Source organism: Streptomyces marispadix, assembly GCF_022524345.1.
Lineage (GTDB): Bacteria > Actinomycetota > Actinomycetes > Streptomycetales > Streptomycetaceae > Streptomyces > Streptomyces marispadix.
The window spans coordinates 2,009,511-2,023,757 of sequence record NZ_JAKWJU010000002.1 but is presented as its reverse complement, the minus strand read 5'-3'; the positions used below and the strand labels follow the sequence as shown (position 1 = coordinate 2,023,757).

Genomic DNA, 14,247 nt, shown 5'->3' with positions numbered 1-14,247 from the left:
CGGGCGGCGCCCGGTTCCATGGAGGGGACTTCGGTCTGCCGTCCGCGCGGAGTCACGGGTGCGGCCCGTGGGCCGTGCCCGCTCACCGGCCGTCGATTCGCTGGGGGCTGCACGGCGGCCGGAGACGTCGGTAGGTTCTCCGACTACAGGCTCGAACGCAAGGGCGATAAGGGCCAGTTCGTCACGATTGCCGGTTGATTGCCGGGTTCTCTGTGACGGAGGTGTCATCGAAATGGACACGTTGTGTGTGGTCTGTGAGTAAATTCTCCGGGCCGGGGCGCTGTTGACCGCGGGGTACGCGCGGTCGCGCTGGTCAGCCGCGTGGCGCGGTCAGCCCACGGCGTCGGCGAAGACGACCGAGAACTCCTCCGGTTCCGGGGCGGCTTCGGGAGCCGGTCCGCGTGCTTCGGGTGCCGTTCCGGGGGCCGCTTCGCCGCCGTGCAGGGCGAAGGCCAGCAACCGCTCGCCCTCGGTCGCCAGTTCCCGCTCCTCGTCCCCGCTCAGAGCGCGCTGGAGCGGCGTCACGGTGAGCGTCACCGCCTGCTTCCCCGGCCGCTCCACCTTCCACGTGCCGCGCACCCGGCCGTCCAGCAGTACGGTGCCGGGCACCTGGCCGTTGCGGCTCGCGATGATCTTCCGCGCGGCGTCGCTGATCACCCGCGTACGGTCGGCGTGGGAGAGGATGAGGTTGTCGTACTCGGCCACGAAGCGTGCGGGCAGCGGCAGTTCGGGATCGGGCCGTGGCGCGTCCGGCAGGTCGAACAGTTCGCGTCCGCTCTCGCTGCGGAAGACGCGTAGCTGCGGGCGGAGCCGCTCCATCACCTCGCCGAGCCGGGTCAGCCCCGACCAGGTCTGTGCGTCCATGACCGACGCGGGCCCGAACGCGCCCAGATAGCGCAGCAGTACGGTCTCGACGGACGGCTCCGGCGACAGCGGCCGCCCCAGCCAGGACTCGATGGGCGCATACGTCGGCTGCCCGGAGCGTCCCCACAGGCCGCGCGGCGGGATCTGCACCGCGTCGCAGAGGCTGCGCGCCGCCCGCGACAGCGAGCCGGGCTCCTCCCGCGGCCAGCGTTCATGCAGCAGACGGCCGAGATCGCGGGCGGTACGCGGCTCCTCGCGCAACAGCGAGTCCGCCGCACCGGCGACCTCCCAGGGGTCCGCGCTCTCCAGTCGGCGGCTCTGGGCTGACCGCATCATGCGCTCGTACAGCACGCGGGTCAGCGGGCGCAGTTGCAGGCAGTCGGCCGCGCTCACCAGGTGCACGGTGCCGCGCATGACGCTGACCCGTACGGCCTGCCGGTCGCGCAGCAGCGCGGACAGCTCCGCGGCACGGAAGTCCACCAGCCGCGACCACAGCCCGAAGTAGGGCGGCCTGGGCGCCTGCGCCTGTAGGCCCACCAGATGCTCGACTGCTTCCAGGGCACTCAACTGCTCCCGTTCGGCGAGCAGTTGACGCGAGACGAGGGCGCGGCCGAGCGCCCTGTCGCTGAGGGTGGCGGGGTGCATGAGGGGAGTCTGTCGGATCGGGCACGGCCCCGCCATGCGGGCACGCCAGGCGGCGGACCGCGCACATGCGGCCGTACGAGCGCGGTTCTGCGGGCCCGCTCGTACGGCCGGTCCGCGCGACCAGACCCGTGCGAGCAGGAACACGAGCAGGAGCGCGGGCCGGAGTCTCAGGCCCGAGTCTCAGGCCCGAGTCTCAGGCCGGAGCCCCGGGCCGGGGCCGGCCCGGCCGCCGCGGGTAACGCGACCGGACCGGAACCCCTCCCTCCGGGTCCGTCACGGGAATTCGGGTCCCGCCGGCGCCCGCAGGTCCTCGCCTGCTCCCGGCGGCGTCCGCTCCGGCCGTGCGGACGCCCGCCGCCCGCCGGTTCAGAACTTCACGTCGGAGCAGGAGTAGAAGGCGTTCGCCGTGTCGGCGATCGTCCACACGCCCAGGATCAGATGCTTGCCCGACTTGCCCTCCGGCAGCTTGCCTTCGCCGGTCCACTCGGCCGGGGGCTTCTCGCCGCCCATGTCCACCGTCAGGAAGGGCTTGGGCTCCAGGTCGGCGCGGGTGAGCTTCTTGTTCGGGTCCCAGCCGTCCTTGGTGACGTAGAACTTGAAGTCCGTCGTGGCGTGCTGTGCCGTCATCGACCACTTGAAGGTGTGGTTCGCACCGGCCTTCAGTTCGGTGGCGGGCCAGTCGCCGCCACGCGGGTCGTCGAGTTCCTTGAAGCTCTCGTTCCCGGCGGAACAGATGGAGCCGTCCTTGGGCCCGGCCTCGGGGAAGCCCTTGGGACCCTCGACGCTCTGTGGCTCGTTCTCGATGGCGCCGCAGCCGGTGACCTTGCCGTCGGCGCAGTTCGCCTGGCGGCTCGCGGGGTCGGTGCTGAAGCCGTGGCCCTGGGCCGGGCCGCCGGTGAGGAACATGGCTGCACCGCCAAGTCCCAGTCCTACGACGGCCGCTGTGATCTTCTTGCGCATGTCTCTCCAGATGCTCGTGGGGGGGCGGAGTGCGCACAATGAGGTTCAACGGTCTAGACCAGGCGGCGAATGTAGCGCGATGAACCAGTCATGTCCAGACCAATTCTTCGTAAGGGTGCGGAGGTTGGGCCTCGACCGGTGGTGAGCAGGCATCCGGCGGCGGCGAGCGGAAGCACTGAGCCGAGTGCGAAGGAGTGCCGAGCACGCGCGGAAACGACGGAAGCCCCCCGCGATGCGGAGGGCTTCCGGACTTTCGCTGTACGCCGTCAGGGACTCGAACCCCGGACCCGCTGATTAAGAGTCAGCTGCTCTAACCAACTGAGCTAACGGCGCCCGTCGGCCTTCGCAGACCGACGGAGGAAATACTACCCCCTCTCCGGGGGTGCTTCGGACCGTGCTCAGATGGCCAGCGACAGCATGACCGGAGCCGCCTTGCGGCTCAGCGTCTCCGCTGCCTGACGCAGCCGGTGCGCATGCTCGACGGGCAGGGACAGCGCGAGGCAGCCCACCGAGGAACCGGCCGTGACGGGCACCGCCGCACACACCGTGCCCACCGCGTACTCCTGAAGATCCAGCACGGGCACGGTCGGCGGCTGCCGCTCCAGCGTGTTCAGCAGCAGTCTCTCGTCGGTGATCGTGCGGGAGGTGAGCCGTGCCGTTCTGTGCCGGGAGAGATGGTCCTTGCGGCCGTTGTGATCGAGCTGTCCCAGAAGGCACTTGCCGATCGCGGTCGCATGGAGAGCCGAGCGGAAGTCGACCCACTCGTTGACCGCGGGCGTCGCCGGACTGTCCGCGTACCCGGTGACCTCCAGCTCGCCGTCCTTGTAGCGGCTGAGATAGACCGCGGCGCTGACGGTGTCGCGCAGATCGGCGAGAGTGCGCTGTAGCCGTTCGTCCAGGGCGCGTTCACGGTCGCCGCCGGAGCCGAGCAGCACCAGCGACTCGCCCACGACGTACGTGCCGTCCGCGAGCTGTTCCGCGTAGTTCTCACGGCAGAGCATGGCCAGCAGATGCGCTAGATGGCCCGGTGGCAGTCCCGTCTCCTGGGAGAGTTCCGTTTCCGTGACGCCGTCGCGGTGCGCGGCGATCGCCTCGAGCACGCGCAGCGCGTACCGCACCGAGTGGAACGGCGCGGTGTGCTCCGGCCTCAGCGCCACGACGGGCCTCCCTGGAGGTATGACCGTTTGCGTCGTGACCGTCGCGTCCGGTCACGTCCGCTTCTCACGATAGCGGTCAACGGGCCGTCGGCAGGGGTCCGTTGGTGCTATTTGGCATATGCGTCCTCGTCCCGGCCGCGGCGCTCCTCGGAACGGCCGCACCACGGCCCGGCCTTGGCGAAGCCCCGAAACGGGTCGCAGAGCGCGAAGGCCCCGCCCGGCACCCCGAACGCACGGCCCGCGAACACACCTCACGCAAAAGGGGACCGCACCCGGCGTACCGGATGCGGCCCCCGACATCGGCCGTACACGCGCCTCGCGTCAGAGGACGGCGCTCAGGAACTCCCGCGTCCGCTCGTGCTCCGGGTCGCTGAAGATCCGCTCCGGCGGGCCCGATTCGATGACCCGGCCGGCGTCGAACATCAAGACGTCGTCGGAGATGTCGCGTGCGAAGTTCATCTCGTGCGTGACGCACAGCATGGTGATGTCCGTGGTGTGCGCGATGTCCCGCAGGACGTCCAGCACACCCGCCACCAGCTCCGGGTCGAGCGCCGAGGTGACCTCGTCCAGCAGCAGCACCTGCGGACGCATCGCCAGCGCGCGGGCGATGGCCACGCGCTGCTGCTGCCCGCCGGAGAGCTGACTCGGGTACTTGTCGATGTGCTCGGTCAGGCCCACGAGTTCGAGCAGTTCGCGGGCCCGCTGCTCCGCCTCGTCCTTGGAGAGCCCCAGCACGTGTACGGGTGCCTCCGTGATGTTGCGGAGCACCTTCATGTTGGGGAAGAGGTTGAACTGCTGGAACACCATGCCGATGTTCTTGCGCACCTCACGGGAGTGGCGCTCGCTCGCGGGCACCAGCTTCCCGTTCCTCGTCTCGTGGGTGAGGTAGTCGCCGGCGACCTTGATCGTGCCCTCCTCCGGCTTCACCAGCGTCATCAGCAGCCGGAGGATCGTCGTCTTGCCCGATCCGGACGGGCCGATGAGGGTGACGTGCTTGCCGGAGGCGACGTTGAAGCACAGGTTGTCGAGAACGACGTTGCTGCCGAAGCGCTTTGTGACGTCCTTGAACTCGATCAGTTCACTGCCGTCGACGGCAGGGTTCTTGGTTTCCTTCGAGGTGCTGCTCTCAGTGGACAAGGCGACGCTCCAGAGCTCTCATAAGCAGGGATGCCGGGTAGGCGATCAGGATGAAGACGACGCCGATGACCGTGATCGGCTCCGTCGGCTGGAAGGTCTCGGCACTGAACTGCCGGGCCTGGCCCAGCATTTCCAGTGCGCCGATGGTCGCGATCATCGGCGAGTCCTTCAGCATCGCGATGACGTAGTTGCCCAGTGCGGGCACCACGCGGCGGATCGCCTGCGGCAGGATCACCGCACTCCAGGTGCGGCTGCGCGGCAGGCTCAGCGCTGTGCACGCCTCCCACTGGCCGACGGGCACACCGTCGATGCCGGCGCGGTAGACCTCCGCCGTGTACGTCGAGTAGTGCAGCCCCAGACCGAGGACACCGGTCACCAGGGCGCTGAACGTGATGTTCCACTCGGGCAGTACGAAGTAGAGGAAGAAGAGCTGCACCAGCAGCGGTGTGTTGCGGATGAACTCCGTGACGGCCGTGACGGGCCAGCTCACGATCTTCAGCGTCGACCTCTGGGCCAGCGCCCAGACCAGGCCGAGCGCGAAGGCGATCAGCGAACCCAGCACCAGCGCCTGAAGGGTGAGCAGCACGCCGTCCCACAGGCGCGGCATGAAGTCGCCGACTGCGGACCAGTCCCAGTTCATGAGGCACCTCCGGCGGTGGGAACGTCACGGGAGGCGCCGGCCTGACGCGGCACGGTGGGCTTGCGCCGCATGCCGAGGCTCTTGGGCGGCGGCGCCTGACCGATGCCCGCCTTGGCATGCCGCTCGAGTACGCGCATTCCACGGGTGAGTACGAAGGCGAGTACGAAGTACATCACCAGGATGATCGTGTAGACGGGTGCGCTCTGACCGGTCGCGTTGCGCACCAGCGAGGCGCCGAAGGCGATGTCCGCGACACCCATGATCGACACGAGGGCGGTGCCCTTCAGCAGCTCGATCAGCAGGTTGTTCGCGGGCGGGATCATCTCCGGCCACGCCTGCGGCAGCACGATCTTGGTGAGCCGCTGCCACGGGCTGAAGCTCAGCGCGATGCCCGCCTCCTGCTGCGCCGGGGCCACGGCCGCCAGCGCGCCGCGTACGATCTCCGATCCGTATGCGCCGTAGGACAGGCCGAGCGCCAGGACGGCCGCCCACATCGGGACGAGCTGCCAGCCCAGGGCGACGGGCAGGACGAAGAAGATCCAGAACATCAGGACCAGGGCCGAGGTGCCCCGGAAGATCTCCATGTACGCGCCGGAGACGAAACGCACGAAACGCAGCCGGTGGGTGCGTGCCACTCCGACGACGAAGGCCACGGTGGCGCCTAGCAGGGCGCTGAAGACGGTCAACTGCACCGTCAGCCAAGCGCCCTTGAGCAGCAGCTCCCACAGACCCCAGGTAAGGTCGCTCATTTGCAGCGCTCCTTTGCGGTCTTGGTCGTCATCTCCTGCTCGACGAACCCGAAGCGCTTCATGACGCGGAAGAGCTCGCCGCTCTTCTTCATCTTGTGCAGCTCTTCGTTGAAGGCGTCGCGGAGGTTGCTCTCGCTCTTACGGAAGGCGAAGGCACCGGTGCCCAGATCCGGCTTGCCGTCCAGCATCGGGACGAAGTCGTCGGTGTACTCGGTCTTTCCGCTCTTGGACTGCTTCACCACGTTGCGCACGGTGATGGCGGTGCCCGCGAAGACGTCGGCACGTCCGCCCTGCACCTCCAGCAGCCCCGCCAACTGGTCCGGCAGCAGCTTGATCTCGCTCTCCTTGATGCCGGCGTCCACGGCGTAGTCGATCTCCGCGTAGCCGACGCCGGTGGCGAGCTTGGCGCCCTTCTCGGCGATGTCCTTGTAGGTGTGCAGGTCCTTGGGGTTGCCCTTGCGGACGATGAACGCGTCCCTCATCTCGTACTCGGGGTCCGCGAAGATCACTTGCTGGCACCGCTCCGGGTTGATGTACATGCCGGCAGCGACCACGTCGAACTGCTGCGAGTTGAGACCCGGAATCAGCGAGTTGAATTCGGTCGGCATCGGCTGCACGTTCTCGACGCCGAGCCGCTTGAAGATGATGCGTGCGATTGCGGGCGAGGAGCCGGTCAGTTCGCCGTTCGTGTCGATGTAGCTGTACGGCTGTTCACCGGCGATTCCCAGCTTGACCGTATGCTGCGCCCTCAGTCTCTCCAGCAGATCGCCCCCGTTTCCGGTTTCAGCGCCGGCCACGCGGCTGCACGCCGTGGTGGTGCCCAGCGTTCCGAGAGCCGTCAGCGATGCCGCTCCGGCGAGCAGCGAACGGCGTCCCAGCCTTCTGCCGCTTTTCTCGGCATTTCCGGTGTTTTTCCCTCGTGGTGGAGCCATGGGCGCGCAGCTACCCAGGCACTCGGAAGATATGCGGATCGTTTTCAGCCCTTGACCCGGTCGTTGTGGGCTTGACCGCTGCGCCACCATTGACACCGTACGAACCACCACAGCACGACGCGGAGGCACGATGGCCGAGCGGTTCATTGAAGTGTCGTTGGACAAGCGTGGAGTGAGGTGCACGGCGAAGCTGCTCGACGACCGCGCCCCGATCACCTGCGAAGCGGTGTGGAACGCGCTGCCCCTGGGCGGCGACGTCTACCACGCCAAGTACGCGCGCAACGAGATCTATGCGCTGATCCCGCCGTTCGCTCCCGAGGAGCCGCCGCTGGAGAACCCGACGATCACCCCCATCCCGGGCGATCTGTGCTATTTCACCTTCACGGACACGCAACTCAACACGGCGTCCTACGGCTATGAGGCGGCGGCCGAACAGCGGGGCGCCAAGGCGGCCCACGCCACGCGTTCCACCGTGATCGACCTCGCGCTGTTCTACGAGCGCAACAACCTGCTCATCAACGGCGACGCGGGCTGGGTGCCCGGCATCGTGTGGGGTTCGATCGTCGAGGGCCTCGACGAGATGGCCGAGGCCTGCCAGGACCTCTGGCGGGCGGGAGCCATCGGGGAGACCCTCAACTTCCGCCGGATCGAGGCGAGTTAGGGGAGTCGGGGGCGCCCGCGGGTGCTTGCGGGTACGGGGCCCTGCCCGGGCCCCGTACTCCTTGGTGCTCGTAGTGCTCGTAGTGCTCGTAGTGCTCGCAGTGCTCGCAGTGCTCGCAGTGCTCGTGGTGCTCGCAGTGCTCGCGCTCGGCCGGGGCTTACTCGGCCCCGGCGAGGGCGGGCGCCGGCACATCCGCCGCTCCCGCCTCGTACAGCGCGTGCGAGGCCCGCAGCACGAGATCGTCCCGGTGGCGTGCGGCCACCAACTGCACACCCATCGGCAGTCCGTCGCCGTCCAGCCCGCAGGGCACGGAAGAGGCGGGCTGCTGCGTCATGTTGAACGGATAGGTGAAGGGCGTCCACTGGGTCCACCGCCGGTATCCGGAACCCTCCGGCACCTCCAGGCCCGCCCCGAAGGCCGTGCCCGGCGTCGTCGGCGTCACCAGCAGGTCGTACGTCTCGTGGAAGACGCCCATCTGCTTGCCCAGCGCCATACGAACGTCGACCGCGGCCAGATAGTCCAGCGCGCTGCGCGAAGCGCCGTCCTCGGAGACCTCCCTCAGCCCGGGGTCCATGGCCTCACGCTGCTCGTCGGTGAAGTGCTGCGTCACCCGGGCCGCCCCCGCGAACCACAGGGAGTGGAACGCCTCGATCGGGTCGTCGAAACCGGGGTCGGTCTCCTCGACGACCGCGCCCAGTTCCGCGAGCCGCTCGACGGCGCGACGCACCCCGGCGGCCACCGCCGGTTCGACCTCGACCCGGCCGCCGAAGTCCGGCGAGTACGCGATGCGCAGCCCCCGCACCCCGTCCTTCACGGACTCGCTGAAACTGCCATGCGGCGGCGCGAGCTGAGACCAGTCGCGGGCGTCCGGCTCGGAGATCACATCCATCAGCAGCGCCGCGTCCCGTGCGTCGCGGGTCATAGGCCCGACGTGGGCGAGCGTGCCGAAGGCGCTCGCGGGATAGATCGGCACCCGCCCGTACGTCGGCTTGATGGCGAACATTCCGCAGAAGGAGGCGGGGATGCGCACCGAACCGCCCGCGTCCGTGCCCAGGCTGAGCGGACCCGCCCCGAGTGCGACCGCGGCCGAACTGCCGCCGCTGGAGCCGCCCGCGGTGCGTGAGGTGTCGTAGGGATTCCGTGTGACGCCGTGCCGGGGGCTGTCCGTCACGCCCTTCCAGCCGAACTCGGGCGTCGTCGTCTTGCCCACGAACACCGCGCCCGCTTCGCGCATCCGCGCCACGGACGGGGCGTCCTCCTCCCACGGGCCCTCGGTGGAGGAGGACCAGGAGCCGCGCAGGGTGGGCTTGCCGCGCAGCAGCAGGATGTCCTTCACCGTCACGGGTACGCCGTCGAGCGGGCCCTGGGGGTCGCCGCGGCGCCAGCGCTCCGTCGATTCGCGTGCCTGCGCGAGCGCGTCGTCACCGTCGATCCGTACGAAGGCGTTCACGTGCGGCTGCACCTTCTCGGCCTGTTCGAGCGCGGCGCGGGTGGCTTCGACGGGGGAGAAGTCTCCGCTGCTGAACCCTTCGAGGAGCCGGACGGCGGTGAGACTGCTGAGATCCGACATGGGTGCCTTTCGAGTCGTGGCCGTATGGCCGGATGGCCGGCGGCTTCCCGCGGGCAGGGGACGCGGCAGCGGTAACCGCCGGACGAATCAGGGGACGGGACGGAAGTCGGAGGAGGAGACGGCGGCGGGCGGGCGGAGGTGAACCAGGGGCCGGTTCGAGGGGGTTCGGGCGGGACGTTGAACAGGGCGGTCCGGGCGGACCGGACGACGGGGACCGGACGTCAAGACCCGGGGGCCGGGAGATCCCTGACCAGGAAAACCCGGCAGGGGCCCCGGGACCTCCGGCGATCAGGGCCGGGAGCCGGTGACCCGGCCCATCGGCCCCTGCCGCGGCTCCCGGTGCTCAGGCCGACGGTACGTAACCGAGGTCCTTGTCGACGACGTTCAGCAGCGGCTGCCCCGCCTCCCAGCGGTCGAAGTTGTCGAGGAACTGCTCGGCCAGGTCGTCCCGCCATCCGATCGTGTCACCGCTCATGTGCGGCGAGATCAACAGCCCCGGCACGTCCCACAGTTCGCTGTCCGCGGCGAGCGGTTCCTCCGCGAACACGTCCAGCGCCGCGCCCGCGATGCGATGGCCGGTGAGCGCGGCCACCAGGTCTCTCTCGACCACGTGCTGGCCCCGGCCGACGTTGATGAAGTGCGCGTCCGGCTTCATGCGTGCGAAGGCCGCGGCGTCGAAGAGCCCGCGGGTGCCCTCGGTGAGCGGTGCGACGCACACGACCCAGTCCGCCTCGCCGAGCAGACCCTCCAGCGCGGCGTTGCCGTGGACACGTCCGAAGTCCGGGTCGCCGTCCCGCTCGGTGCGGCCGACGAGGTCGACGGCGACGCCCAGCGCCTTGAGAGTACGGCCGATAGTTCTTCCAATTGGTCCGGACCCGACGACAACTGCACGGGAGCCGCCCACCCTTTTTGTCTCCCTGTGCTTCCAACGACGTTGCCGTTGCAATTCCCAGCTTCCGCGGAAATCCTTGGCCATGGCTAGAACGAGCCCCGCCACGTATTCGGCGATGGGCTGATCGAAGACGCCTCTCGCGTTGGTGACGACCGTCTCAGGAGAGGCGGCCAGCTCCGGCAGCAGACGGTCGACTCCGGCGCTCGGCGTGTGCACCCAGCGGGGGCGCCTGCCGCCCCCGGGCCACGCGTGCCGTACGGCGTCCGAGAGGAAGTCCCACACCAGCAGCACATCGGCCGTCGGCAGCTTCTCCACCAGGTCTTTCTCGTTCGAGTGCACGACGCGGGCACGTCCCGCGAGCCGGTCGAGCCGCGGCAGCGGATCATCGTCGAGGACAAGGAGAACGGGCTCGGTCATCGGCAGGAAACCACTTCGTAACGAGGGTGCGGTGGACTGGTCGGGATGGCTCAAATCCGAGGCGCCAAGTTGGCGCGGATGCAAGGATTGACCACGGTAGGTAGCGCGAACTACCGTCGTCAATGAAGGCATCTGTCCCGGCGTTCCGGCTAATGACCGGCTTTCATTTTTTCCCTTTCGGCCGTAGGCCACCCCTCCGTTCTTTGGGGCTCACCCATGGATGTCTCCTTCCTCGGCGGACCGCAGCCACAACGCGGTGTCGGAATCGTCGCCCCGTTCGACTTCGCACTCGATCGTGAGCTGTGGCGTTGGGTGCCGGACGATGTGTCACTGCACCTCACCCGAACCCCTTTCGTACCGGTCGAGGTGAGCCTCGATCAGGCTCGCCTCGTCAGTGAGCATGCGACGCTGCGCGAGGGCGTCCAGGCTCTGTGCGCAGTGGCCCCGGAAGTGGTGGCCTACGCCTGCACCTCGGGCAGCTTCGTAGGAGGCGCCGAGGGCGAGCGGTCCATGACCGCGGCCATGGAGGAGGCCGGCGAGATCCCCTCGCTGACCACCTCGGGAGCGCTGCTGGCGGCGCTCCAGGAGATCGGGGCGCGGCGCGTGGCCGTCGTCACCCCCTATACGAAGTCGGTCACCGACTCGCTTGAGGACTTCCTCGGCGAAGGCGGCATCGCCGTCACCGGCCGCAGCTATCTGGGCCTGACGCGCGAGATCTGGCGGGTGCCCTACCGGGACGTCGTGGACATGGCCCGCGAGGCCGTGGCGGGCGACGCCCCGGACGCCCTGTTCATCAGTTGCACCAACCTGCCGACGTACGACGTCATCCCGCAGCTGGAGGCGGAGTTGCGCATGCCGGTGCTCTCCGCGAACCAGGTCACGCTCTGGGACGCGCTGCGCCGCATCGGCAAGGAAGCGGTGGGCCCGTACCAGGCGCTGGTCGACCCGGTGGCCCGCCGTGGCCCGGCGGCGATGACCTCGTCTCCGACGCTTCCGGTCAGCAGGCCCGAGGAGCCGGCGGAGCCCGTGGCTCCCGTCGAGTCGGTCGAGTCCCTCGAACCGGCGGAGCCGGCCGTACGGCCCGTGGAGCCCGAGGCGGCGCTGGCCGGCGCAGGCCCCGAGAGCGGCGAGCCCCTGGAGGGTTACGACCAGGGCTTCCCCTCCGGTTATACGGACGAGTGGGGCGGCCAGCAGCCGCCGGTGTGACCTCCGCCCGTGTGAGATGAGGCACCCCGCCACGGCGGGGTGCACCCCCAAAAGCAGGCGCCGGGCGCGAAGTCCGGCGCCCGTCCATGCCCGTCGACCCTCCCCGTACGTCCGTGCGCGCACGTGTGGACGGATGAGCGGCCGGTACGTGAGCGACACTCGGCAGCGTGCGGGGCGGACGAAACGGGCCGCATGTGACGTACGGCACTCACGGCACATACGGACCGGAAGACTCCCGCGCCGTGTACGCCACGTACGAAACGGAACGGAACGGCAGGGGCGGGACGGACGGCCGCCCCGCGAGGCCGTGACCGGCGGACAACCGATCAGCAGCGACGCTTCAGGAGGCGTAGATGGCAGACGCGGCAGCGCAGTCGCAGGCGGTGGGATTCCTCTACCCGGGCTTCTCGGCTGAGGACGACTACCCGCGGCTTGAGCGAATCCTCTCGGACGCCGGCGCGGACGTCCGGCTGCCGCTGGTGCACACCGACATCGGCGAGGACGCACACCGGGCGGACGCCCTGCTGGAGATGGGCTCCGCGAAGCGCCTGGCCGCGAAGGTCGAGGAGGTCAAGGAGCACGGCGTGCAGGCCGTCGTCTGGGCGTGCACCAGCGCCAGCTTCGTCTTCGGCTGGGAGGGCGCCCACGAGCAGGTGCGCGAGCTGTCCGCCACCGCCGGGCTGCCCGCCTCCAGCACGTCCTTCGCCTTCGCCCATGCCGTACGGGCGTTGGGCGCGGAGCGCGTCGCCATCGGCGCGACGTATCCGGAGGACGTCGGCGAGCTGTTCACCGCCTTCCTCAAGGCCGCCGGGAGCGAGGTCGTCTCCATGCGCGGCAGCGGCATCATCACCGCCGCCGAGGTCGGCACCTGGGGCAAGGACGAGGTGCTGGCCCTCGCCCGCGGCGGCGACCACCCCGAGGCGCAGGCCGTGCTGCTGCCGGACACCGCGCTGCACACCGCCGCCTGGACCGAGGACATCGAGGACGCGCTGGGCAAGCCGGTTCTCACCGCGAACCAGGTCACCGCCTGGGAGGGCCTTCGGCTGCTGGACGTCTCCGTACGCTGCCCCGCACTGGGCAAGCTCTTCACGGCCTGAGGCGACGCGGGTCCTCGCCCGGAGCCCGGCCGGCTTCCGGGCGGACCTCCCGGCTCGCGTCAGTCCCGGGAAGAGAACGAGTGCCGCTCGCCGTTGACGCCGCTGGACGTGACACCAGCGAGCGGAGGGCGGCACTCGTGGACGAGGGCAACGCCACTGACGGCAGGACGACAGGAAGCGGAAACGGAAGCGGTACGGGCACCGGCGCCGGTAAGAGTGCGGACACCGGCAGCGGCACCGGCACCGGCACCGGCGCCGTGACCCGGGACGCCATCCGCGGTGAGACGCGAGGCGCCGCCCCCGTACCCCTGTCCGTACTGGACCTGGCGAACGTCGGCGTCGGCCTCACCTCGCGCGACGCGCTCCTCGCCACCGTCGAGACCGCGCGTCTCGCCGAGCGCCGCGGCTTCACCCGCTACTGGGTCGCCGAACACCACTCCATGCCGGGCGTCGCAAGCTCCTCGCCCGCCGTGATCCTCTCCCACCTCGCGGCCCGCACCGACCGCATACGGCTGGGCTCGGGCGGCGTGATGCTGCCGAACCACGCGCCGCTCGTCATCGCCGAGCAGTTCGGCACCCTGGAGGCGCTCGCCCCCGGGCGCATCGACCTCGGCCTGGGCCGTGCGCCCGGCACCGACGGCGCTACGGCCGCCGCCCTGCGCCGCACGGATCACCTCCGTGAGGGTGCGGACGAATTCCCGCAGCAGCTCGGCGAGTTGATCCGCTTCCTGGACGACGGCTTTCCCGACGGCCACCGCTACTCCCGCATCCATGCTGTGCCCGGTCCGGTGCAGGGAGAGGTCTCCCGGCCGCCGGTCTGGCTGCTCGGATCGTCCGGTTTCAGCGCCGAACTCGCTGGCCGGCTGGGGCTGCCGTTCGCGTTCGCACATCACTTCTCTTCCCGCAACACCCTCCCGGCGCTGGACCTCTACCGCGAGAGCTTCACCCCCTCCGCCGTACTGGACGAGCCCTACGCGCTCATCGGCGCCGCCGCCCTCGCCGCGGACGACGAGACGCAGGCCCGCAGGCAGGTGCTCACCGGAGCCCTGGCGATGCTGCGGCTGCGCACCGGCCGCCCCGGTCTGGTCCCCACACCCGAGGAAGCGGAGGGCTACCCCTTCAGCGCGGCCGAGCGCGACTTCGTCGAGAGCTGGCTGGCCAACGTCACCCATGGCACACCCGATGCCGTACGGGACGGGCTCGACGCCCTCGTCAAGCGCACCGGCGCCGACGAACTGATGCTCACGGCCAATGTGCACACGCCCTCGGCCCGGACCCGCTCACTCGAACTGATCGCGAACGCCTACGAGTTGACGTGAC

13 protein-coding genes and 1 tRNA gene are annotated in these 14,247 nt (G+C 69.7%); 4 read left to right on the top strand and 10 right to left on the bottom strand.

Features of this window, described 5'->3' with window-relative positions; all coding sequences use genetic code 11:
• Positions 1-330: 330 nt before the first annotated feature.
• From MMA15_RS08625 to ehuB, 8 genes are all read right to left on the bottom strand, one after another.
• Complete coding sequence (locus MMA15_RS08625; RefSeq protein ID WP_241058539.1) at positions 331-1,509, bottom strand: winged helix DNA-binding domain-containing protein; 1,179 nt, start codon at positions 1,507-1,509, stop codon at positions 331-333.
• A gap of 366 nt (positions 1,510-1,875) precedes the next feature.
• Positions 1,876-2,469, bottom strand: coding sequence for a lytic polysaccharide monooxygenase auxiliary activity family 9 protein (locus MMA15_RS08620; RefSeq protein WP_241058538.1), 594 nt, complete (start codon positions 2,467-2,469; stop codon positions 1,876-1,878).
• A 259-nt stretch (positions 2,470-2,728) separates the two neighbouring features.
• A tRNA-Lys gene (locus tag MMA15_RS08615) sits at positions 2,729-2,802 on the bottom strand.
• 65 nt (positions 2,803-2,867) lie between these two features.
• Positions 2,868-3,626 carry an IclR family transcriptional regulator gene (locus tag MMA15_RS08610; protein WP_241058537.1) on the bottom strand — a complete coding sequence of 253 codons (759 nt, stop codon included), beginning with the start codon at positions 3,624-3,626 and terminating at the stop codon, positions 2,868-2,870.
• Between the two features lie 321 nt (positions 3,627-3,947).
• On the bottom strand, positions 3,948-4,763 hold the full coding sequence (ehuA, locus tag MMA15_RS08605) for an ectoine/hydroxyectoine ABC transporter ATP-binding protein EhuA (protein ID WP_241058536.1): 816 nt from the start codon (positions 4,761-4,763) through the stop codon (positions 3,948-3,950).
• Positions 4,753-5,403, bottom strand: coding sequence for an ectoine/hydroxyectoine ABC transporter permease subunit EhuD (ehuD, locus tag MMA15_RS08600; RefSeq protein WP_241058535.1), 651 nt, complete (start codon positions 5,401-5,403; stop codon positions 4,753-4,755). Before ehuD ends, ehuA begins: the two co-directional genes overlap by 11 nt.
• Positions 5,400-6,152, bottom strand: a complete 753-nt coding sequence (gene ehuC, locus MMA15_RS08595; RefSeq protein ID WP_241058534.1) for an ectoine/hydroxyectoine ABC transporter permease subunit EhuC — start codon at positions 6,150-6,152, stop codon at positions 5,400-5,402. The genes ehuD and ehuC overlap by 4 nt, the downstream gene beginning before the upstream one ends.
• Entirely contained in the window at positions 6,149-7,084 is a 936-nt protein-coding gene (gene ehuB, locus MMA15_RS08590) for an ectoine/hydroxyectoine ABC transporter substrate-binding protein EhuB (RefSeq protein WP_241058533.1), read from the bottom strand. The genes ehuC and ehuB overlap by 4 nt, the downstream gene beginning before the upstream one ends.
• A 130-nt stretch (positions 7,085-7,214) precedes the next feature.
• On the opposite strand from ehuB, the gene MMA15_RS08585 reads away from it, so the two are divergent.
• Positions 7,215-7,745 (top strand): DUF3830 family protein, encoded by a 531-nt coding sequence (locus MMA15_RS08585; RefSeq protein WP_241058532.1) that lies wholly within the window; start codon positions 7,215-7,217, stop codon positions 7,743-7,745.
• 157 nt (positions 7,746-7,902) lie between these two features.
• Here MMA15_RS08585 and MMA15_RS08580 read toward each other — a convergent pair whose 3' ends face one another.
• Positions 7,903-9,315 carry an amidase gene (locus tag MMA15_RS08580; RefSeq protein WP_241058531.1) on the bottom strand — a complete coding sequence of 471 codons (1,413 nt, stop codon included), beginning with the start codon at positions 9,313-9,315 and terminating at the stop codon, positions 7,903-7,905.
• Positions 9,316-9,658: 343 nt separating this feature from the next.
• The gene (locus tag MMA15_RS08575; protein ID WP_241058530.1) at positions 9,659-10,624 is read right to left on the bottom strand and encodes a D-2-hydroxyacid dehydrogenase; all 966 of its coding nucleotides are present in this window, start codon (positions 10,622-10,624) and stop codon (positions 9,659-9,661) included.
• A gap of 216 nt (positions 10,625-10,840) precedes the next feature.
• Here MMA15_RS08575 and MMA15_RS08570 point away from each other — a divergent pair, with 216 nt between their 5' ends.
• The 3 genes from MMA15_RS08570 (at position 10,841) to MMA15_RS08560 (ending at position 14,246) form a co-directional block, all read left to right on the top strand.
• On the top strand, positions 10,841-11,830 hold the full coding sequence (locus MMA15_RS08570; RefSeq protein WP_241058529.1) for a maleate cis-trans isomerase family protein: 990 nt from the start codon (positions 10,841-10,843) through the stop codon (positions 11,828-11,830).
• Between the two features lie 353 nt (positions 11,831-12,183).
• Entirely contained in the window at positions 12,184-12,927 is a 744-nt protein-coding gene (locus tag MMA15_RS08565) for a maleate cis-trans isomerase family protein (RefSeq protein ID WP_241058528.1), read from the top strand.
• Positions 12,928-13,184: 257 nt separating this feature from the next.
• Positions 13,185-14,246: an LLM class flavin-dependent oxidoreductase gene (locus MMA15_RS08560; RefSeq protein ID WP_241063091.1), complete on the top strand. Its 1,062-nt coding sequence runs from the start codon at positions 13,185-13,187 to the stop codon at positions 14,244-14,246.
• Position 14,247: the final 1 nt, after the last annotated feature.

Coding starts and splice junctions, on each gene's coding strand:
- MMA15_RS08620 (WP_241058538.1), bottom strand. CDS start 2,469: ATGCGCAAGAAGATCACAGCGGCCGTCGTAGGACTGGGACTTGGCGGT.
- MMA15_RS08565 (WP_241058528.1), top strand. CDS start 12,184: ATGGCAGACGCGGCAGCGCAGTCGCAGGCGGTGGGATTCCTCTACCCG.
- ehuC (WP_241058534.1), bottom strand. CDS start 6,152: ATGAGCGACCTTACCTGGGGTCTGTGGGAGCTGCTGCTCAAGGGCGCT.
- MMA15_RS08580 (WP_241058531.1), bottom strand. CDS start 9,315: ATGTCGGATCTCAGCAGTCTCACCGCCGTCCGGCTCCTCGAAGGGTTC.
- ehuB (WP_241058533.1), bottom strand. CDS start 7,084: ATGGCTCCACCACGAGGGAAAAACACCGGAAATGCCGAGAAAAGCGGC.
- MMA15_RS08575 (WP_241058530.1), bottom strand. CDS start 10,624: ATGACCGAGCCCGTTCTCCTTGTCCTCGACGATGATCCGCTGCCGCGG.
- MMA15_RS08625 (WP_241058539.1), bottom strand. CDS start 1,509: ATGCACCCCGCCACCCTCAGCGACAGGGCGCTCGGCCGCGCCCTCGTC.
- MMA15_RS08570 (WP_241058529.1), top strand. CDS start 10,841: ATGGATGTCTCCTTCCTCGGCGGACCGCAGCCACAACGCGGTGTCGGA.
- ehuD (WP_241058535.1), bottom strand. CDS start 5,403: ATGAACTGGGACTGGTCCGCAGTCGGCGACTTCATGCCGCGCCTGTGG.
- MMA15_RS08585 (WP_241058532.1), top strand. CDS start 7,215: ATGGCCGAGCGGTTCATTGAAGTGTCGTTGGACAAGCGTGGAGTGAGG.